At 68.9% G+C, this 19,062-nt stretch carries 19 protein-coding genes; 15 read left to right on the top strand and 4 right to left on the bottom strand.

The genetic code is table 11. From position 1 onward, the window contains the following. Positions 1-138: 138 nt before the first annotated feature. Entirely contained in the window at positions 139-894 is a 756-nt protein-coding gene (gene mtgA, locus FBZ89_RS06750; RefSeq protein WP_246172069.1) for a monofunctional biosynthetic peptidoglycan transglycosylase, read from the bottom strand. Between mtgA and FBZ89_RS06745 the strand changes: the two genes are divergently transcribed. Then, complete coding sequence (locus tag FBZ89_RS06745; protein WP_145749240.1) at positions 893-1,543, top strand: glutathione S-transferase family protein; 651 nt, start codon at positions 893-895, stop codon at positions 1,541-1,543. The genes mtgA and FBZ89_RS06745 overlap by 2 nt on opposite strands. Before the next feature lie 22 nt (positions 1,544-1,565). On the opposite strand, the gene FBZ89_RS06740 is transcribed toward FBZ89_RS06745, so the two are convergent. Next, positions 1,566-1,991 carry a hypothetical protein gene (locus FBZ89_RS06740; RefSeq protein WP_145749239.1) on the bottom strand — a complete coding sequence of 142 codons (426 nt, stop codon included), beginning with the start codon at positions 1,989-1,991 and terminating at the stop codon, positions 1,566-1,568. After that, positions 1,988-3,355, bottom strand: coding sequence for a hypothetical protein (locus FBZ89_RS31170; RefSeq protein ID WP_211115131.1), 1,368 nt, complete (start codon positions 3,353-3,355; stop codon positions 1,988-1,990). Before FBZ89_RS31170 ends, FBZ89_RS06740 begins: the two co-directional genes overlap by 4 nt. Before the next feature lie 232 nt (positions 3,356-3,587). On the opposite strand from FBZ89_RS31170, the gene FBZ89_RS06730 reads away from it, so the two are divergent. Beyond that, complete coding sequence (locus FBZ89_RS06730) at positions 3,588-6,473, top strand: ATP-dependent DNA helicase (RefSeq protein WP_145749238.1); 2,886 nt, start codon at positions 3,588-3,590, stop codon at positions 6,471-6,473. Positions 6,474-6,615: 142 nt separating this feature from the next. On the opposite strand, the gene FBZ89_RS06725 is transcribed toward FBZ89_RS06730, so the two are convergent. Further along, a complete protein-coding gene (locus FBZ89_RS06725; RefSeq protein WP_145749237.1) occupies positions 6,616-6,834 on the bottom strand; it encodes a hypothetical protein in 219 nt (72 codons plus the stop codon). Positions 6,835-7,111: 277 nt separating this feature from the next. Here FBZ89_RS06725 and FBZ89_RS06720 point away from each other — a divergent pair, with 277 nt between their 5' ends. The 13 genes from FBZ89_RS06720 (at position 7,112) to rpmB (ending at position 19,009) form a co-directional block, all read left to right on the top strand. Next, positions 7,112-7,471 carry a DUF952 domain-containing protein gene (locus tag FBZ89_RS06720; protein ID WP_145749236.1) on the top strand — a complete coding sequence of 120 codons (360 nt, stop codon included), beginning with the start codon at positions 7,112-7,114 and terminating at the stop codon, positions 7,469-7,471. Continuing rightward, positions 7,471-8,538: a quinone-dependent dihydroorotate dehydrogenase gene (locus FBZ89_RS06715; RefSeq protein WP_145749235.1), complete on the top strand. Its 1,068-nt coding sequence runs from the start codon at positions 7,471-7,473 to the stop codon at positions 8,536-8,538. Before FBZ89_RS06720 ends, FBZ89_RS06715 begins: the two co-directional genes overlap by 1 nt. Before the next feature lie 151 nt (positions 8,539-8,689). Next, a complete protein-coding gene (locus FBZ89_RS06710) occupies positions 8,690-9,925 on the top strand; it encodes an EAL domain-containing protein (protein ID WP_145749234.1) in 1,236 nt (411 codons plus the stop codon). A gap of 18 nt (positions 9,926-9,943) precedes the next feature. Then, on the top strand, positions 9,944-10,846 hold the full coding sequence (locus FBZ89_RS06705; RefSeq protein WP_145749233.1) for a TIGR01459 family HAD-type hydrolase: 903 nt from the start codon (positions 9,944-9,946) through the stop codon (positions 10,844-10,846). Positions 10,847-11,010: 164 nt separating this feature from the next. Beyond that, positions 11,011-12,165, top strand: coding sequence for a DUF2807 domain-containing protein (locus FBZ89_RS06700; protein WP_145749232.1), 1,155 nt, complete (start codon positions 11,011-11,013; stop codon positions 12,163-12,165). 147 nt (positions 12,166-12,312) lie between these two features. Next, positions 12,313-14,070 (top strand): sensor histidine kinase, encoded by a 1,758-nt coding sequence (locus FBZ89_RS06695; RefSeq protein WP_145749231.1) that lies wholly within the window; start codon positions 12,313-12,315, stop codon positions 14,068-14,070. 47 nt (positions 14,071-14,117) lie between these two features. Further along, a complete protein-coding gene (locus FBZ89_RS06690; protein ID WP_145749230.1) occupies positions 14,118-14,393 on the top strand; it encodes a hypothetical protein in 276 nt (91 codons plus the stop codon). Positions 14,394-14,488: 95 nt separating this feature from the next. Continuing rightward, the gene (locus FBZ89_RS06685) at positions 14,489-16,366 is read left to right on the top strand and encodes an ABCB family ABC transporter ATP-binding protein/permease (protein ID WP_145749229.1); all 1,878 of its coding nucleotides are present in this window, start codon (positions 14,489-14,491) and stop codon (positions 16,364-16,366) included. A gap of 81 nt (positions 16,367-16,447) precedes the next feature. Next, a complete protein-coding gene (gene meaB, locus FBZ89_RS06680; RefSeq protein WP_145749228.1) occupies positions 16,448-17,473 on the top strand; it encodes a methylmalonyl Co-A mutase-associated GTPase MeaB in 1,026 nt (341 codons plus the stop codon). 2 nt (positions 17,474-17,475) lie between these two features. Continuing rightward, a complete protein-coding gene (locus tag FBZ89_RS06675) occupies positions 17,476-17,973 on the top strand; it encodes a DUF6265 family protein (protein WP_145749227.1) in 498 nt (165 codons plus the stop codon). A 44-nt stretch (positions 17,974-18,017) separates the two neighbouring features. After that, the gene (locus FBZ89_RS06670) at positions 18,018-18,278 is read left to right on the top strand and encodes a hypothetical protein (protein WP_145749226.1); all 261 of its coding nucleotides are present in this window, start codon (positions 18,018-18,020) and stop codon (positions 18,276-18,278) included. A 2-nt stretch (positions 18,279-18,280) separates the two neighbouring features. Continuing rightward, complete coding sequence (locus FBZ89_RS06665) at positions 18,281-18,547, top strand: type II toxin-antitoxin system RelE/ParE family toxin (protein ID WP_145749225.1); 267 nt, start codon at positions 18,281-18,283, stop codon at positions 18,545-18,547. 165 nt (positions 18,548-18,712) lie between these two features. After that, the gene (gene rpmB / locus FBZ89_RS06660) at positions 18,713-19,009 is read left to right on the top strand and encodes a 50S ribosomal protein L28 (protein WP_145749224.1); all 297 of its coding nucleotides are present in this window, start codon (positions 18,713-18,715) and stop codon (positions 19,007-19,009) included. The last annotated feature ends 53 nt before the right edge of the window (positions 19,010-19,062 follow it).

Raw genomic sequence — 19,062 nt, 5'->3', positions numbered from 1 at the left:
AATACGCCTCAGGCCCCGTCGCCGGAGCCCGTCAAAAGGGGGCTACCCCGGGGACCGGCCCGGGGCGTCCCGGAAATTAATAGTTATTCTCACGCCTCTGTACAAGGGACGCGCGCCAAGCCGCCGCACGGGGCGGGGTCAGCGCCGCAGGCAGCCGTCCAGCCGGTCGCGAGCGACGATGGCGGCGCGCTGTTCCAGGATGCCGATGCGCCGCGCGACATAGGGGCCGGGATGCCTCGCGTTCCACTTGCGCGGGCTGGGCAGCACGGCGGCCAACGCCGCCGCCTGCGCGGACGACAGGGCCGATGCCGGCACGCCGAAATAGGCGCGGGACGCCGCCTCCGCCCCATACAGGCCGTCGCCCCATTCCACGATGTTCAGATACATCTCCAGGATGCGGCGCTTGCCCCAGACCAGTTCGATCAGCTCGGTGAAGCCGAACTCCACCCCCTTGCGCAGCCAGGTGCGGCCGGGCCAGAGAAAGGCGTTCTTGGCCGTCTGCTGGCTGATGGTGCTGGCGCCGCGCAGCTTGTGGCCTTCCTCATCCTCGTCCATGGCGGCGTCCACCGCCTCCCAGTCCACGCCATGGTGGCTGCAGAAGCGGCTGTCCTCCGCCCCGATGACGGCGCGCTGCAGGGCGGGGGCGATGCGGTCCAGCGGCACGAAGCTCCAGCCCTGGGTGGGCACGCCCTGCATCCGGCGGATGAGCATCAGCGGCGTGCCCGGCGGATCCGCCACGGCGTAGAGGCAGACCCAGCCCAGGGTGAGCGCCACCCCCGCCAGCAGGGCCACTTGTGCCCAGCGGACGGCCCGCCGTAGCATCGCGCGCCGCGGGGTCTGTCGGCCGGCGCCGGCCTTGGCCGGCCTCGCGTTTACGGAGGGGGTGTCGTCCATGGCCTACACGCTGTTCTATTTCCCGGGAAATGCCAACCTGGCGCCGCACATGGCGCTGGAGGAAATCGGGGCGCCCTATGAGCTGGTGCTGCTGGACCGCGCCAACGCCGAGCATAAATCGGCTCCCTACCTGGCCCGCAACCCCACCGGCCGCATTCCCACCCTGCTGGACGGGGCGGAGACGGTGTTCGAGACCGCGGCCATCCTGCTGCATCTGGCGGACAGGCACCCCGAATCCGAGCTGGCGCCCGCCCCCGGCACGCCCGGTCGGGGGCGCTTCCTGACCTGGCTGTTCCACCTGACCAACACCATTCAGCCGGAATACCGCGTCTTCTATTATCCCGAGCAGCATGTGGGCGATCCCGCCCGCAACCCCGCCCATGTGGCCGACGCCAAGGCCACGGCGGAACGGCGCCTGTGCCAGATGTTTGATCTGGTCGACCGCGAACTGTCCACCCGCCCCTACATCGCCGCCGACCACCTGACCGTCGCCGACTTCCTGCTGCTGATGCTGGTGCGCTGGGGCCGCAATTTCGCCCGCCCACCCCGCGACCTGCCCCACCTGGGCCGCCTCTGCGCCGAGCTTCTGGCCCGCCCCTCCGTACAGCGTGCGTTCGCGCAGGAAGGGCTGGCGGCGCCGTTTATTTGAGGCTGGGCCGCCTTGATGGAATTCAAATAAGGGGGGCGATTTCGTTCGCCGGCGGCAGAGTTGGCCAGGAATACGCCTTAATCCATTCCGTGGATCCACTCAAAATGTCCTGCGCCGCTTTCCGCAAGTGGTTCGCCAAGCTGCGGGTCTGAAGTTCAATGAATTCCGGGTAGCTGTGTGTTGGCGGCTGATTCTTCGCGAAGTCGAGTTGATTGCGGCGCTTGTCCACCAAGAAGCGGAATATATTATAACCCTTTATGGACTTCGCTCTCTTGTCAAAATACACAAGACTAACCCCATCCCTATCCGCAACCACATCAATCGCATATTCGCGCGATTTCAGCAAAACCTCGCTATCGCTGACGGCATGAATTGTTAGGTGATAGGAGGAAATAATGTCGCCCATTTCCCGCTTCACAATCTCTTCCAGTTTAAAAATGGAATTCATTTCACCATCATCCCATCTTGATAGACATATCCAGCCCGACGCATCGTCAAATACTCCCGGCCGAACCCACTAAGTTCCATTTGGCCGGTGACGGGATTGGGGCGCGCCAGAACGCTGGCCCCGGTCCTTATATCGGTCACATCGAACGCCGGCTTCGTGGCCATAAGGAAATTGTCGCCACGGTTAATGGCATTGTTGAGCCACGGTTCGTTGTATTCACTCCAGAACTGCTGGGGAGATTTATACAGCTCATCCGGAACGTTTAAGACGTTAAAATCATTAATGCGCGGGCCGAGATCCGTGCTCTTCACGTTCCCAAGCTCGCCGACGACGGACTTCATGTCGTTGGTGTAGGAGCCAAGAATGGTGGTCGTCTGTCCTGGCTTCGTCTGCAGCAGTACGCCGGATGTCGGTCTATAGGCGAGCGTCTTGACCTCGGGCGACTTTGGAAGCGCCTTTGGTGGCGGGGGCAGCGATTCTGTTTTGACCGGTTCAGGGAGCCTCTTCGGCGGCAGCGGCGGATCGGCCGGCGGCGGGGGCGGTTCCTCCACCACCGGGCGCTTGCCGCCCGAGGCTGGCTTCACCTTGGCGATCAGGGCGATGATGGCGTTGATGGTCAGGATGGTGAGGCCGGCGGCGGTGCGGCGGGCGGCCTCGTCCAGGTCGTGCTGGGTCTTGGCGGTGGTGGCCAGGGCGATGCCGTGGCCCAGGTCGTTCAGGCCCTGGAACACCGACCAGCCCACCATGGCGTAGCCCACGCCCAGCAGGATGAGATCGATGGCCTCGCCATAGCCGGCCAGGTGCCCGCCGGCCCACACCACCAGGAAGCCGGCCAGCCAGTACAGCGTCTCACGCGTGAACAGGCTTTTGGCCGCCTGCTGCATCTCGCGCGGCAGCAGGGGCACGCAGCGGCGCAGCGTGGCGACCACGCGGTCGGTCACCGACCACTGCGCCGGCTGGCCCGGCGGATCCTCGTCCCCCTGGTCGTGCCGGGGCGGGTCCACGGGCGGGGGCGAAAGCGGGGCGACGGCGCGGGGGATGAGGAAGGCGCTGAGGCTGCCCATGGCCAGGTCGCGCATCGCCTGGTCGATGAGTTGGGTGTCGCTGACGCGGAAGTCCACGCCCTGCACCACATGACGCAGGCGCAGGCGGCCGATCGCGTCCAGGCCGTGCAAATACCGGATGACACGGGCATCCCGCCAGATGGGGCCGCTGGCGCCGCCGCCCAGGGCATAGCGCCGCATGCCGGCCGGGATGCCGTGCGTGGGGCCGATCAGCAGGCGGCCCTCTGGGATCTCGGCATCCATCCAGCCGGCCATGGACAGGCCGGCCGAGCCGCCGCCGCCGATGAAACTGTCAGGCACCGTCCCTTCCCCTGCGTTCAACCCGGGCCGCCGCACGGCCCAGGGGGTGAATTAAGACGATCCCCCGCACGGGAAAGGGGCATATCCCAACAGGCCAGCCCACGCGCGACCCACAGCGCGCCCTGAACACGCGCGCGCCCTGAAATGGCGCCGACGCAGCCGTACCGCTTTTGTTCATGAAAAGCCGCGAGTCGCCGTCTATACTCCGGCCCGCCCAACGCCGAAGCCACCGATGACCGATCCGTTTCAACCACCCGCCGCACCGAAGCCGCCGCCCAGCCTGGTGTCCGCCCCCACCGGGCCGCGGCGCCTGCTGGTGCCGGACGCGCCGGCCCTGGTGCCCGGCGCGCGCCAGGCGGTGTGGCTGAGCGCCGACGGCGAGGTGGAGCTCATCGACAAGGCGGAGGCGGTGCGCCGCGCCACCCGCCAGCCGCACCTGCTGTGCCATGCCCGCGCCACCGCCCGGCGGCTGGGCACCGACAAGCTGATCCAGGGTTATGACCTGCTGGAGCTGTACGCCTTCGTGCGGCCCGCCACCTTCTGCCTGCCCACGCCGCGCGGCCTGGCGCAGGCCCTGGACCTGCCCCGGCCGGCGGATGCGGAGGCCGAGGCCCTGACCCTGGTGCGCGCGGCCGAGGCCCTGCTGTGCGACCTGATGGCCCCGGTGGACGACCAGCGTTCCGACCCCATCGGTCTGGCCTGGGCCATGGGCGGCGAGGACAATGGCGGGGGCCAGGTGGGGAGGTGGCTGTGGTCGCCCCTGGTGCTGGCGGCCCTGGGGGCGCCGGCGGGGCCGGAGAAGTCACGCTGGCGCGGCGGCGCCATCCGCGCCTATCAGGTGTGGGCCGGCATGAAGGAATGGCAGGCGGACGCGCCGGAGCCGCCGCCCGGCCATTTGCCGGTGGAACCGGCCGAGGCCCGCCGCCGTCTGGCCGACCTGGTGATGAGCGGCCAACAGGCCGAGCCCCGGCCACAGCAGTCGGATTATGCCAGCGCCGTCTCCACCGCCTTCACCCCCCGCGACGTGGAGGGGGAGCCCAATATGGTGCTGGCGGAGGCGGGCACGGGCGTGGGCAAGACCCTGGGCTATCTGGCGCCGGCCACGGTGTGGGCGGAGAAGAACAAGGGCCCCGTCTGGATTTCCACCTACACCCGCCAGCTGCAGCACCAGATCGATAAGGAGATGGACCGCCTGCACAGCGACCCGGTCACCAAGGCGCGCAAGGTCGTGATCCGCAAGGGGCGGGAAAACTACCTGTGCCTGCTGAACCTGGAGGAGGCGGCCGGTGTGGCCACCGCCAACCCGCAGTACGCCGTGGCCATCGGCCTGATGGCGCGCTGGGCGGCGGCTACCCGCGATGGCGACATGCAGGGCGGCGACTTCCCCGGCTGGCTGGTCGACCTGTTGGGCAAGGGGCGCACCCTGGCGCTGGCCGACCGGCGGGGCGAATGCGTCTACAGCGCCTGCAGCCACTACACCAAATGCTTCATCGAGAAGAGCGTGCGCCGGGCGCGGCGGGCCGACATCGTCATCGCCAACCACGCCCTGGTCATGATCCAGGCGGCCCTGGGCGGCGGGGACGACGCCTATATCCCCACCCGCTATGTCTTCGATGAGGGTCACCACGTCTTCGACGCCGCCGACAACGCCTTCGCCGGCCACCTGACGGGCTTCGAGACGGCGGAGCTGCGCCGCTGGCTGCTGGGTGCCGAAAGCGGCGGGCGCAGCCGGGCGCGCGGCCTGCGCCGCCGGGTGGAGGATCTGATCGGCGGTGACGACCACGCCAACCGCCTGTTGGATGAGATCGCGCGCGCCGCCCGCCTGCTGCCGGGGGAGGCCTGGCCGCAGCGGGTGGGCGGCGGCGAACCGGTGGGCCCGACGGAGGCCTTCCTGGCCCAGGTGCGCGCCCAGGTCTATGCCCGCGCCCACGGTCCGGACAACCCCTACAGCCTGGAGGTGGAGGTCCAGCCCCTGGTGGACGGGGTGCTGGAGGCGGCGCAGGCGCTGTCCGCCGCCCTGGGCGAACTGTCCGCCCCGTTGGAGGCCCTGGCCGACCGGCTGCGCGAGCGGCTGGACGACGAGTCGGATGAGCTGGAGAGCGACACCCGCCGCCGTATCGACGCCATCGCCCGCAGCCTGAAGCGCCGCTCCGCCAACGAGATCGGTGGCTGGCGCCAGATGTTGGCGGCCCTGGCCGAGGAGACGCCCAGCCGCTACGTCGACTGGTTCGGGGTGGAGCGGCAGGACGGCCGCGACCTGGATGTGGGCATGTACCGCCACTGGGTGGACCCCACCTGGCCGCTGGCCCAAATCCTGGGCGCCCAGGCCCACGGCCTGGTCATGACCTCCGCCACCCTGACCGACGGCACCGGCGACGTGGAGGCGGACTGGCAGGCGGCCCATGTGCGCACCGGCGCCATCCACCTGCCCCGCCCCGCCTTGCGGGCCCAGGTGCCGTCCCCCTTCGACTACGCCAGCCAGACGCGGGTGCTGATCGTCAACGACGTGCGCAAGGACGATTTGGCCCAGGTGGCCGCCGCCTATCGCGAGCTGTTCCTGGCGTCGGGCGGCGGCGCCATCGGCCTGTTCACGGCGGTGCAGCGCCTGCGCGCGGTGCATGAGCGCATCGGCGCGCCGCTGGAGGCCGCAGGCCTGCCGCTCCTGTCCCAGCATCTGGACGGGCTGGACGTGGCGACGCTGGTCGATATCTTCCGGGGGGAGGACAACGCCTGCCTGCTGGGCACCGACGCGGTGCGCGACGGCGTGGACGTGCCCGGGCGATCCCTGCGCCTGATCGTCTTCGACCGCGTGCCCTGGCCCCGGCCGGACATCCTGCACAAGGCGCGGCGCGACTATTTCGACCGCACCGCGCGACGGCGGCATTACGACGACATGATCACCCGGCTGCGGCTGCGCCAGGCCTTCGGCCGGCTGGTGCGCCGGGCCGACGACACCGGTGTGTTCGTGTTGCTGGACCCCATGATGCCCAGCCGGCTGAAGGGCGCCTTCCCCGGCGGGGTGGAGCCGCAGCGCGTGGGCCTGGCCGAGGCCGTGCGCATCACGCGCGACTTCCTGCATGCACCGGGCCAAGGGCCGGATCTCACCCTCCACCCCTGACGAAACCCGCGCCGCCAAGGCTGTCGTCACCGCACGACGATCCGTGGGGAGACGAACCTTTCCATCTGCAGGGATTCGACCTGGACTGAAGGCCAGTTGAAGGCCGGCCTGGGGCAGGTCGCCTTCAGCATCCCCGTCGGCTTTATGCCGACTTCAGCATAGACGTGTAGATGGCCCAGGCAGTGGCGACGCTGACGCCGCCGGCGCGGGCGCCGGCCGCCAGCATCTCGGTCGTCGGCTTCAGCGGCACGGGGGTGTGGGTCATCACCGGGCCGGCCAGCGCGGCGCGGCCGCTGCCCACCGTCAGGAAACCGGCGCTCAGGGTTTGGTCATCACGGTGCGGCGCGTCCAGCAGGCTCATCGTTCCATTCCCCTCGATTGCAGGTATGCAGGCGGTGGGACGCAAGACTGATGCCAGTGCAACCGCCGCCTATTTCCTACGGGTAGATTCGGCGTTGCCCTAAGGAATAGGCCGCTTTCCGTTTGCGTCCGCGTGGCGGTCACAAAATTTCAAGGCCGGCGCGGTGTCATTTTGCGACGAGACCTGCGGCATTCGTCTCAATTTGCGACTCCCGCATTTTCCCATCCTGCTGCATAGCGAAATGCTCTAGGGTCGGCGCCAAGATGGGGGCGACAGCATGAGCGATGTGATTTTCCATATGTGCCGCGCGGACGAATGGCTGACGGCCCTGGCGGCCGGCGTCTATCCGGGGTCCTCGCAGGACCAGGCCGACGGCTTCATCCATTTCTCCACCGCCAGCCAGGTGGTGGAAAGCGCCGCCAAGCACCGCGCCGGCCAGACCGGCCTGCTGATCCTGACGGTGGACCCAGCCCCCTTGGGCGACGCCCTGAAGTATGAGCCGTCACGCGGCGGCCAGCTGTTCCCCCACCTGTATGGCGGCCTTCCGGTGAGCGCGGTCCTGCGCGCCGACCCGCTGCCGCTGGGCGGGGATGGCCGCCATGAGTTCCCGCCGCATGTTCTTGAGGGAACGGTCTGATGAGCCTGGCCTATCGCCTCGCCCGTCCCATCCTGTTCGCCATGGATGCGGAGCGGGCGCACGACCTGACCATCAACCTGCTGAAGGTCGGCGCCCTGCCCCCGGCCCTGTTCGGCGCCGGCGGCCCGGATGACCCGGCGCTGAGCCAGACCGTATTCGGTCTGGACTTCCCCAACCCCGTGGGCTTGGGCGCCGGCTTCGACAAGAACGCCCGGGTGCCGGACGCCATGCTGGCCCTGGGCTTCGGCATGGTGGAGGCCGGCACCGTCACCCCCCGGCCGCAGCCCGGCAACACCAAGCCCCGGCTGTTTCGCGCCGTGGAGGTCGAGGGCGTCATCAACCGCTTCGGCTTCAACAACGAGGGGCTGGAGACCTTCGCCCGGCGGTTGGAAGATCGGCGCGGCCTGGGCCGCACCGGCATCGTCGGCGCCAACGTCGGCAAGAACAAGGAAACGGCGGACGCGGCATCCGACTACATCATCGGCATTCGCCGCCTGGCGCCCCTGGCCGACTACCTGGTGGTCAACGTCTCCTCCCCCAACACGCCGGGCCTGCGCTCACTGCAGGGGCGCCAGGCCCTGACCGACCTGCTGGCCGCCTGCCTGGCGGCGCGGGGAAGCCACCGCACGCCCCTGCTGCTGAAGGTGGCGCCGGACCTGACCGAGGATGACAAGGTGGACGTGGCGGAGGTGGCGCTGGCCAGCGGCATCGACGGCTTGATCGTGTCCAATACCACGCTGGATCGGCCGGACGGCCTGACCCCCGCCCACCGCGCGGAGGCCGGCGGCCTCAGCGGCCAGCCGCTGTTCGACAAGTCGACGTCCGTGTTGCGCGATTTCTACCGCCTGACGGGCGGCAAGCTGCCGCTGGTGGGCGTGGGCGGCATCGGATCGGGCGCGCAGGCCCATGCCAAGATTCGCGCCGGCGCCAGCCTGGTTCAGGTCTATTCCGCCCTGATCTACCACGGTCCAGGCCTGGTCGCCGCCATCAAGCGCGACCTGGCCGACCTGCTGCGCCGCGACGGTTTCACCAACGTGGCCCAGGCGGTGGGGGCGGACCATCGGTAGGCGCAGCCGCGGACGTACAAGCGGTACCACGAGCGTAGCGACTAGGCCCCGACGGGGCCGCCGGAGATTTCCGGGGAGCGTCAGCGGACCGGAAATCGAGGAAGCCAAGCCGGCGGATGCCGGCGCCCGGCGACTGAGGGAAGCGAAAAACATGCACGTGCTACGTCACATCATCTTCGCCGCCTGCTATGTCGCCGTGGCGGTGGCCGTGGCCTTGGCCCTGCCGCTGGCCGGCGTGGGCGTCGACCGGTCCTATGGCCTGCTGCTGGGCCTGGTGGTCTTCGTCTTCGGCGGCCTGCTGCATGAATTCTATGCCCGCATGGAGCAGGCGGAGCGGATGGAGCAGCGGTTGGACCGCCTGTTGGATCGCCAACGCGACGTGCTGGCCGCCCTGGACCGGCTGATGCGGCCCAGCGGCGAGGCCGGCGGCGCGGTTGCCGCCGTGGTCAGCGACGCCCGCATGCTGCGCACCCTGGCCGACCAGATGCCGGCGGGGCCCGCCACCGCCATCGAGCCCGCCCCGCAGGCGCCAGCGCCGCAAGTCGCCCCGGCGGCGGCCCAGGCCGCCCGCGCCACCAACGTGCCCAGCCTGGGCTCCGCCTATGGTCCCCTGCCCGGCGAGGCGCCGGCGGCGGAGGACGACGGCCCGGTGATGAACGGCATCCGCGAGGCACTGCGGTCGGACCGGGTGGACATTTTCCTTCAGCCCATCGTCAGCCTGCCGCAACGCAAGCACCGCTTTTATGAAGTGTTCTCCCGCATTCGGCTGGAAGACGGCAGCTATCTTACGCCCGACCGCTATCTGGGCGTGGCGGCCCGCCACAACCTGATGGCGCCCATCGACAACCTGCTGCTGTTCCGCTGCGTCCAGCTGCTGCGTGAGACGGAGAAGCGGCACCAGAACGTGGGCTTCTTCTGCAACATCTCCGCCGCCACGCTGAACGACGGCACCTTCATGCGGGAATTCGTCCAGTTCATGGGCCAGCACCCCAACCTGGTGCAGAAGATCATCTTCGAGCTCAGCCAGGCCGACCTGATGCAGGGCGACATCTTCGCCACCGGCTTCCTGGACGGGCTGCGCAGCCTGGGGTTCCGCTTCTCCATGGACCAGGTCGATCGCTTCGACGTCGACTGGGACCAGCTGGCGGCGCACGAGATCCGCTTCGTGAAGCTGGACGCCGCCCGCCTGCTGGACCCCGACGGCCGCTTCGCCAACCCGGACAAGGTGACGCTGCTGAAACGCCAGCTGGACCGCAACAACATCGACCTGATCGTGGAAAAGATCGAAACCGACCAGCAGCTGCTGGACCTTTTGGATCTGTTCATCGACTTCGGCCAGGGCTACCTGTTCGGCGAGCCTCGCCTGGCCCGCCGCCTGCCTTCCTGAGAGTAGACTGTTCCCCTCATGACCCCTGCTATTCCCTTGTATACCGGCCTGTCGCAGCTGGCGGACCGTTACGACGGATTCATCCTGGATTTGTGGGGGGTCGTGCATGACGGCATCGCCCCCTATCCCGGCGTGCCCGAATGCCTGAAGACGCTGCGCGCCCAAGGCAAGCGCGTCTGTCTGCTGTCCAACGCCCCCCGCCGCGTGGATGCCGCCGCCGCCCGGCTGACCGAGATGGGGCTGACGCCCGACCATTACGACGCGCTGCTGACCTCGGGCGAGGCGACGCACGACGCCCTGCGCGATCCGCCGGACGCCTGGCACCGGGCCCTGGGGCCGAAGCTGCTGCACATCGGCCCCGACCGCGACGCCGGCGTCTACCTGGACCTGGCGGGCCAGGGCCGGGGCACGCGCGTGAAGGTGGACCGGCCCGAGGACGCGGACTTCGTCCTGAACACTGGCATCGTCGATTTCAGCGAATCGCTGGCGGATTACGAGCCCATCCTGTCCGCCTGCGCCGCGCTGAAGCTGCCCATGGTCTGCGCCAACCCGGACCTGGTGGTGCATGTCGGACCGCAGCTGGTGATCTGCGCGGGTGAGTTGGCACGCCGGTATGAAGAGCTGGGCGGCGACGTGCGCCAGCACGGCAAGCCTTACCCCGGCGTCTACGCCCGCTGCTTCGACCTGCTGGGCGGCTTGACGCCGAACCGCATCCTGGCGGTGGGCGACAGCCTGCGCACCGACATGGCCGGCGCCAACGCCGCCGGCATCGACGGCCTGCTGATCGCCGGCGGCATCCACCGCGAGGAACTGGGCGTGGCCGACCCGCTGACCGACCTGCCCGACCTGGATCGGCTGGCGGAGATCGCGGCGCAGGCCGGCCTGCGCATCAGCGCCGTCATGAACCGCCTGGGTTGGTGAGGCGGGGGCGCCTGCCGGAGGTAGACCGCCTGGACGCATCGCCGCCCCTGGCGGTCGTGTAACAGGCGGGTTAAAAGTGTAACGGTTAGGCAAACACTGCGGACAGGCGGGACCAAGTGGCCAATAGTCGGGGGAATTCTACGATGTCGCGCAGGGTGCGCCCTATGGAAACCAGTGTCGCCTCCCCCCGTCCCCGCCTCACGCCCGGCATACCCGCCGGCGGCGTCATCGCCGCCTTGGTGGCGGTCGGCTCGCTGGGCTTCATGCTGCTGGGCAGCCATGGCCACGGCTCGTCGCATTCGGTCAAGGTGGTGAAGATGGATGGCGGCATCCCGCCCATTCCCCCCATCCCGCCGATTCCGCCCATCCCCCCGATATCGCCGGTGTCCCCCGCGTCGCCCGCCGCCCCCATCAGCCGGGCCGACGCCGACCAGATCCGCCGCGACGTGGAAGATGCGATGAAGGGCCTGGACGTCGAGTCCATCAAGCAGGAGGCCAAGGCCGCGGCGATGGCCGCCCGCGCCGCCGCCCGCGACGCCCGGGCCCTGAGCGACAGCACCCAGGAATTTCCGGCGCAGCAGGTGGTGAACCTGTCCAACCTGTCCGGCAACACCATCATCCGCCCATCCAGCAGCGCCACCACCATCGGCATTTCCGCCAGCGGCGGGGCCGTGCGCGCGGCGGCCGAGGACGGCGCCCTGCAGGTGTCGGGCAGCGGACGGTCGACCGAGCTGACCATCACCGTGCCCGCCAAGACCAAGCTGGTGGCCACCGGCCTGTCCGGCGAGCTGACCGTGGACGGCGAACTGGACGGCGACGTGGTGCTGGACCTGCGCAAGGCCCAGGTCTCGCTGAAAAAGGTCAAGTCGCTGCAGGCCAACATCGTTGAGAGCGCCGAGATCAGCGTGGACGAGGTGGCGGAGTCGCTGAAGTTCGTCATCGCCGGCCACGGCGACCTGCATGTGGGTCACGCGTCGGAGGCGGAGGTCCGCGTCATGGGCCAGGCCGACCTGTCGCTGGGCACCATCGACAAGGCGCTGCGCCTGGCCGTCTACGGCAACGGCGACATCTCCGCCGACCGGGTGGACGGCGTCATCGAGGCCGTCATCAACGGCAAGGGCGACGTGCATATCAACGACGGCACCGCCAGCGCCCTGAAGGTCGCCGTCCTGGGCCAGGGCGACTTCACCTTCGACGGCACCGCCAAGGATCCCAACCTGTTCATGGGCGGCAGCGGCACCATCACGGTGGCTAAGCACACCGGCACGCCGCGCATCGGCAAGTCGGGCAGCGGCGAGGTCGTGCTGGGCGGGGAATAAGCCCCCTCTTCCCCCTGTCCTGGCCTTCCGCTGATTGCGCCGGACCGTTGCCCGTGCCTACAGTATGTCCATTGGTAGAACCCAGCCGGCCAAGCACCTGACCTTTCGGGGCAGCGGCCCGCGCCGGAAAAGAGGACGGGACCCAGGGTGCGGTTGGGGGCGGCGACACGGATTTGCCTGGGCTACGCCCTGTTGGGCGGGTTGTGGGTCCTGGGTTCCGACATCGCGCTGGACATGACGCTGGGTCCTGTCCACGCGGCATGGGTGGGGCCGGTCAAGGGCGTGGGCTTCGTCCTGATCACGGCGCTGTTGCTGCACCGCGTGTTGGTGCGCGCCCTGGCCGCCGACGCCCGCAAGACCCGGGAGCTGGCCATCAGCGAGGCGCGCTACAACGCCCTGGCCGACATGGCGCCCGTGGGCATCTTCCATGTCGATTCCACGGGCCAGATCACCTACCGCAATCCCCACCTGCGCGAAATCACCGGCATGCCGGCGGAGCTGGAGCCCGGCGGCAGCTGGGAATGGTGGCTGATCCATCCCGAGGATCACAAGCGGGCGCAGTCCCGCTGGATGACCGCCATCCAGCTGGGTGAGCGCTATGCCGAGGAATTCCGCATCCGCCGCCCCGACGGCCGCATCGTGTGGGTGCTGTGCGAGGCCGTGCCCGTGACGGCGCGCGAGGGTGAGCGCCTGGGCTATGTCGGCATGGCCATCGACCTGACGGCCCAGCATCTGGCGGCCGAGACCATGCGCCAGGAAAAGGAACGGTACGAGCTGGCGACCGGCGGCTCCGCCGTCGGCATTTGGGACTGGCATCTGGGCGACGGCAGCCTGCACCTGTCTGGCCAGGCCCAGACCCTGCTGCGCCTGCCGGCGGGCACCCACGGGCTCCGCCGCGTGCTGGGCATGATCCCGAAGGCGGAGCGGTCGCGGGCCTTTTCCCATATACGCAGCCACCTGCGCCTGCGCCAGCCCTTCGACCTGGAGCTGCCCATGGTCTGCGCCGACGGCGTCACCCGCTGGTTCCACCTGCGCGGCCAAGGCGTCTGGCCGGCGACGGAAACCGGGGACGCCGCCCTCCGGCCGGCCCGCCTGCTGGGCTCGCTCATGGACATCACCGTGCGCAAGGAGACGGATGGCCAGCTGGCCCGCGCCCGGCACGACGCCGAAATGGCCAGCCGCAGCAAGACCGCCTTCCTGGCCAGCATGAGCCACGAGTTGCGCACGCCGCTGAACGCCATCATCGGCTTCAGCGAGTTGATCACCCAGCAGACCTACGGCCCGGTGGGTGACGCGCGCTACGCCGACTATGCCGAGGACATCCGCGTCAGCGGCCTGCACCTGCTGGAACTGGTGAACGACATCCTGGACGTGGCGCGGATGGAGGCGGGCCGGTTCGAGCTGGAGGACAAGGTGGTGGACATCGCGGCCGAGGTCGCGGTGGCGGTGCGCCAAATCCAGGCCGGCAACCTCCAGCGCAAGATCGACATCACCGTGGCCGGCGTCGCCGGCCTGCACGCCATGCTGGACCCCACGGCGCTGCGCCAGGTGCTGCTGAACCTGCTGGGCAACGCTGTGAAGTTCACGCCCGACGGCGGCCGGGTGACGGTGTCGGCCGACATCGGGCGGGAAGGTTTGGCCCTGTCGGTCATCGACACAGGCCCGGGCATCTCCCGCTATGTGCTGGAGAACCTGGGCACCCAGCCCTTCCTGCAGGCGGAGCCCTCGCTGCGCCGGCGCCATGGCGGCAGCGGCCTGGGCCTGTTCATCGTCCGCCGCCTGATGGACCTGCACGGCGGCACCCTGCTGGTGGAATGCCCGCCCGGCGGCGGCACCCGCGTCACCGTCATTTTCCCGCCCGACCGCCAGGTGCCGCCCGGCCCGGCGCTGGCGATGTTGCCGTGACCGGGGCATGATGGGGCCGTTCCGGTCCCCGTGTCCCGAGGGCGCCCATGTCCCCGTTCAAACGGCCGTCCAAGCCGTTGCCCACCAAATCCAAAGGTGCTGCGGCCACCATGACGGCCACGTCGGCGAAGACGGCCGAGGTGCCGTCCACCCTGGACGATGTGCTGGCGGCCGGTGCCCGGGACAGCCTGCGCCGCGACCAGGGTTACGCCCGCTTCCGCGCCCAGGCGGACAAGGCGGCGGCCGCCGCCGACAAGGGCGACGATCGCGCCTACCGCCTGCTGGCCGAAGCCATCCGCCAATTGCTGAACGACAGGCGCTGACGGGTGACGGCCATCGCTGCGCCGCGCCTGGACCGGCCGCAATCACATAGCCGCCCCGCCCTACCCCATCCGTCCCGCCGCCCCATCTAGTGCTGATGACCCAGACCGCCATCCCCACCCATCCGTCCCCCGCCGCGCCGGAACCCCGGCCCACCCGTCCGCAGATGGGGGAGGGCAAGGCGCTGGCCATGCTGATGCCCTATGTCTGGCCCAAGGACGATTGGGGTACCCGGGGGCGGGTCATCATCGCGATGCTGCTGCTGCTCGGCGCCAAGGCGGCCAGCGTCACCATCCCCGTCTTCTACAAGCACGCGGTGGACCAGCTGGGCGAGGGCATCAAGACCAACGCCGCCGTGGTGCCGGTGCTGGCCATCCTGTCTTATGGCCTGGCGCGCGTGTTGTCGCTGGCCTTCGGCGAGCTACGCGACAGCGTGTTCGAGCGGGTGGCCCAGCGCGCCATGCGCAAGGCGGCCCTGAGCGTCTTCCGCCACCTGCACGGCCTGTCGTTGCGCTTCCACCTGGAACGGCAGACCGGCGGCCTGTCCCGCTCCATCGAGCGGGGCACCAAGGCCATCGAGACCCTGCTGTCCACGGCCCTGTTCAACATCCTGCCCACGGTGCTGGAGATCCTGCTGGTCACCGGCATCCTCTGGCGGCTGTTCAACATCTGGTTCGCCTTGGTCACCTTCGTGGCCGTGGGCGGCTACATCGCCTTCACCGTCATTATCAGCAACTGGCGCACCCGCATCCGCCGCCAGATGGTGGAAAGCGACACCAAGGCCAGCGCCCGCGCCATCGACACCCTGCTGAACTATGAAACGGTGAAGTACTTCGGCAACGAGGAGCATGAGGCCCAGCGCTACGACCGCGCGCTGAAGGTCTATGAGCAGGCGGCGGTGCGCACCCAGACCTCGCTGTCCATCCTGAACGTGGGGCAGAGTTTCATCATCGCCGTGGGCCTGGTGGCTGTCATGTGGATGGCGGCCAGCGGCATCGAGGCCGGCACCCTGACCCTGGGCGATTTCGTCCTGGTGAACACCTACATGCTGCAGCTGTACCAGCCGCTGAACATCTTCGGCTTCGTCTATCGCGGGGTGAAAGAAGCCCTGATCGACATGGAGAAGATGTTCGTGCTGCTGGCCGTGGACCGCGAGGTGGCCGACGCGCCGGGGGCCAAGCCCCTGGCCATCAGCGGCGGCGAAGTGCGGTTCGAGAACGTGTCCTTCGGCTATGACCCGCGCCGGCCCATTCTGAAGGGCATCAGCTTCACCGTGCCCGCCGGGCGCACCGTGGCCATCGTCGGGCCCAGCGGCGCCGGCAAGTCCACCCTGTCGCGGCTGCTGTTCCGCTTCTACGACGCCAACGGCGGCCGCATCCTGATCGACGGGCAGGACATCGCGCACGTGACCCAGGCCAGCCTGCGGGCGTCCATCGGCATCGTCCCGCAGGACACCGTGCTGTTCAACGACACCATCCGCTACAACGTCGCCTATGGCCGCACCGAGGCGACGCAAAGCCAGGTGGAGCACGCGGCGGCCCTGGCCCACATCGACGGCTTTATCGCAGGATTGCCCGACGGCTGGGACACCACGGTGGGTGAGCGCGGGCTGAAACTGTCCGGCGGCGAGAAGCAGCGCGTGGCCATCGCCCGCACCATCCTGAAGAACCCGCCCATCCTGATGTTCGATGAGGCCACCAGCGCCCTGGACACCCATACCGAGCGGGAAATCCAGCGCAACCTGCGCGAGGTCAGCCGCGGACGCACCACCCTGGTCATCGCCCACCGCCTGTCCACCGTGGTGGAGGCCGACGAGATCATCGTGCTGGAGGAAGGCCGTGTGCGCGAACGCGGCCGCCACGCCGATCTGCTGGCCCTGGGCGGCGCCTATGCCGAGCTGTGGGCGCGGCAACAGACGGCGGATCCGGCGAAGGAAGCCGTCACCGTCGCGCCGACCAAACCCGTCATCGCTTGACGAGCCGCTTTGACATCAGCATTCGCCCGGACCAAAGTTCTGGGATATGGAGCGACTGAGGACGTTTTCCCGAGGCCGCCTATGAACGCCGACATCCCTCTGCCCCCCGAGTCGCCCGCTGGTTCCCCGGCCGACCCCACCGGCCTGGCGGAACCGTTGCTGGCGGGGGACCGGCGGGCCCTGGCGCGGGCCATCACCCTGATCGAATCGACGCGATCCGACCATCGCGCCCAGGCCGACGCCCTGCTGGCCCGCCTGCTGCCGCACAGTGGGCGGTCGGTGCGGGTGGGCATCACCGGCGTGCCGGGTGTGGGCAAGTCCACCTTCATCGAAGCCTTCGGCCTGCACGTCATCGGCAAAGGCCACAAGGTGGCGGTGCTGGCCATCGACCCGTCCAGCCAGCGCACCGGCGGCTCCATCCTGGGCGACAAGACGCGCATGGAGCAGTTGTCGCGCGACCCGGCGGCCTTCATCCGACCCTCGCCCGCCGGCGGCACCCTGGGCGGCGTCGCCCGGCGCACGCGCGAGGCCATGCTGCTGTGCGAGGCCGCCGGTTTCGACGTCATCGTGGTGGAGACGGTGGGGGTGGGCCAGTCGGAGACGGCGGTGGCCGACATGGTCGATCTGTTCCTGCTGCTGCTGCTGCCGGCCGGCGGCGATGAGCTGCAGGGCCTGAAGAAGGGCATCGTGGAACTGGCCGACCTGGTGGTGGTGAACAAGGCCGATGGCGACCTGGTGGCCCAGGCCCGCCACGCCGTGGCGGAGTATCGCCATGCCCTGTCCCTGCTGCGGCCCGCCACGCCCGACTGGGCCGTGCCGGTGCTGAGTTGCTCCGCCATCACCGGCATGGGCGTGGACGGGGTCTGGGACACCATAGGACGGTTCCGCGACGCCCAGGCCGCCAGCGGCCGGCTGCACAGCCGCCGCGCCGACCAGGCGCGGGCCTGGATGTGGAACGAAATCCGTGAAAGCCTGCTGGCGGCCTTCACCACCGACGCCGCCGTGCGCGCCCGGCTGGGCGGGGCCGAATCGGCGGTGACGGCCGGCACCCTGACCCCAGCCATGGCCGCCCGGTCCCTGCTGGCCCGCTTCCGCCGAGAGGAGTGAGTATGCGCCGTACCGCCATCGCCCTGCTGTTACCGCTGTCGCTGGCGACCGCCCCCGCCCGCGCGGAGGAGTGCACGCTGGAGGCCCTGCATTGGCTGCAGGGCGCCTGGGGCAACACCGCGGTCAACACGGCGGGGGAGGAACGCTGGGTGCTGCTGCCCGGCGGCATGATGGCCGGCAGCGCCTGGGAAACCGCCAAGGACGGCACGCCGCATTTCATGGAGGTGCTGAACCTGTCGCAGGCCGAGGGCAAGGTCACCCTGCGCATGCGCCATTTCGACGGCACCCTGACCCGCGCGTGGGAGGACAAGACCGCCCCCGTCACCTTCGTCGCCAGCCAGTGCAGCCTGCAGACCGTGGTGTTCCAGGGCCAGGGCACCAACACCGGCGAGCGCATCACCTACGCCCGCACCAAGGACAGGCTGAGTTTCGTGGGTGAGTTCATCCACAAGGGCAAGCCCCACCGTGTCGATCTGGAGATGTCCCGGTCCGGGGATTGAGGCTGGGTGTGGACAGTGGGCCGGCGCGTCCTCATATTCCTTCCATGACCCAGCGAATCGACATCATGGACGAGACGGCTCAGCGCCTTGCCCAGTTGCAGGCTTTGACGGGGGAAAGCGTCGAAACGCTGGTCGATTCGGCCTTGCGGGCGCGGTTGGCCGAGGTGGAACTCGGCCTGATCCGGGCTGCGATACAGGTGGGAATTGATGAGGCCGACGCGGGTCTGTTCACTGACAAAAGCGTCGAGGAACTCTTCGAACAAGGAATCGCCCAGGCACGGCAGTCCCAAGCGGGACATGGCTAGTCGTGTCCTATCGCCTGACCCGGCAAGCGGGCGCCAATCTGGTCGCTATCGTGAAATACACCGCCAGTGTGTTCGGCGAAGCCCAGGCGCGGAAGTACCAGAATACATTGGTCAAGGCATTCCAGCGTATTGGTGACAATCCCCTCTTCCCGGAAAGCCGTACGCGGAAAGATCTACAGCCCGGTGTTCGAGTCCTGCGGGTGGAGAAGCATCTCATTGTGTTTCGCCAAAACGCAGGCGTTACCGAGATCATGCGCATCCCTTCATGAGCGCATGGATCTGGCGCTACATCGGCTTGACTGATGGCTGCCTCCCGCTAATCGCGGTTCGGGGCGCCCTTGACTCTCCCGGGTCCCTTCGGTTATATCGCCGCTTCCCTCCGGAGCGGTGTGCGCCCGGGGTCGTAATTCTTGTTATTCCGTGAAGGTGCTCCAATGGCCCGCAAGTGCGATGTGACCGGCAAAGGTCTGCAGTTCGGCAACAACGTTAGCCATGCCAACAACAAGACCCGCCGGCGTTTCCTGCCCAACCTCCAGGAGACCTCGCTGCTGAGCGACGCGCTGGGCACCATGGTCCGTCTGCGCCTGTCCACCAAGGGCATCCGCACGATCGAGCACAAGGGCGGCCTGGACAGCGCCCTGCTGGACATGCGGGATAGCGAGCTGTCGCTGGATGCGCGCCGCGTGAAGCGCCGCATCGCCAAGGTCCTGGCCAACAAGGCCGCCGCCTAAGCATCGCACGCCTTCCGGGAATGGGGCGGCCCCGCCGGGTGCCGCCCCGATCC

It is taken from the genome of Nitrospirillum amazonense (assembly GCF_007828045.1).
GTDB lineage: Bacteria > Pseudomonadota > Alphaproteobacteria > Azospirillales > Azospirillaceae > Nitrospirillum > Nitrospirillum amazonense_C.
The sequence above is the reverse complement of the archived record's forward strand: the minus strand, read 5'-3'. Positions and strand labels throughout refer to the sequence as shown.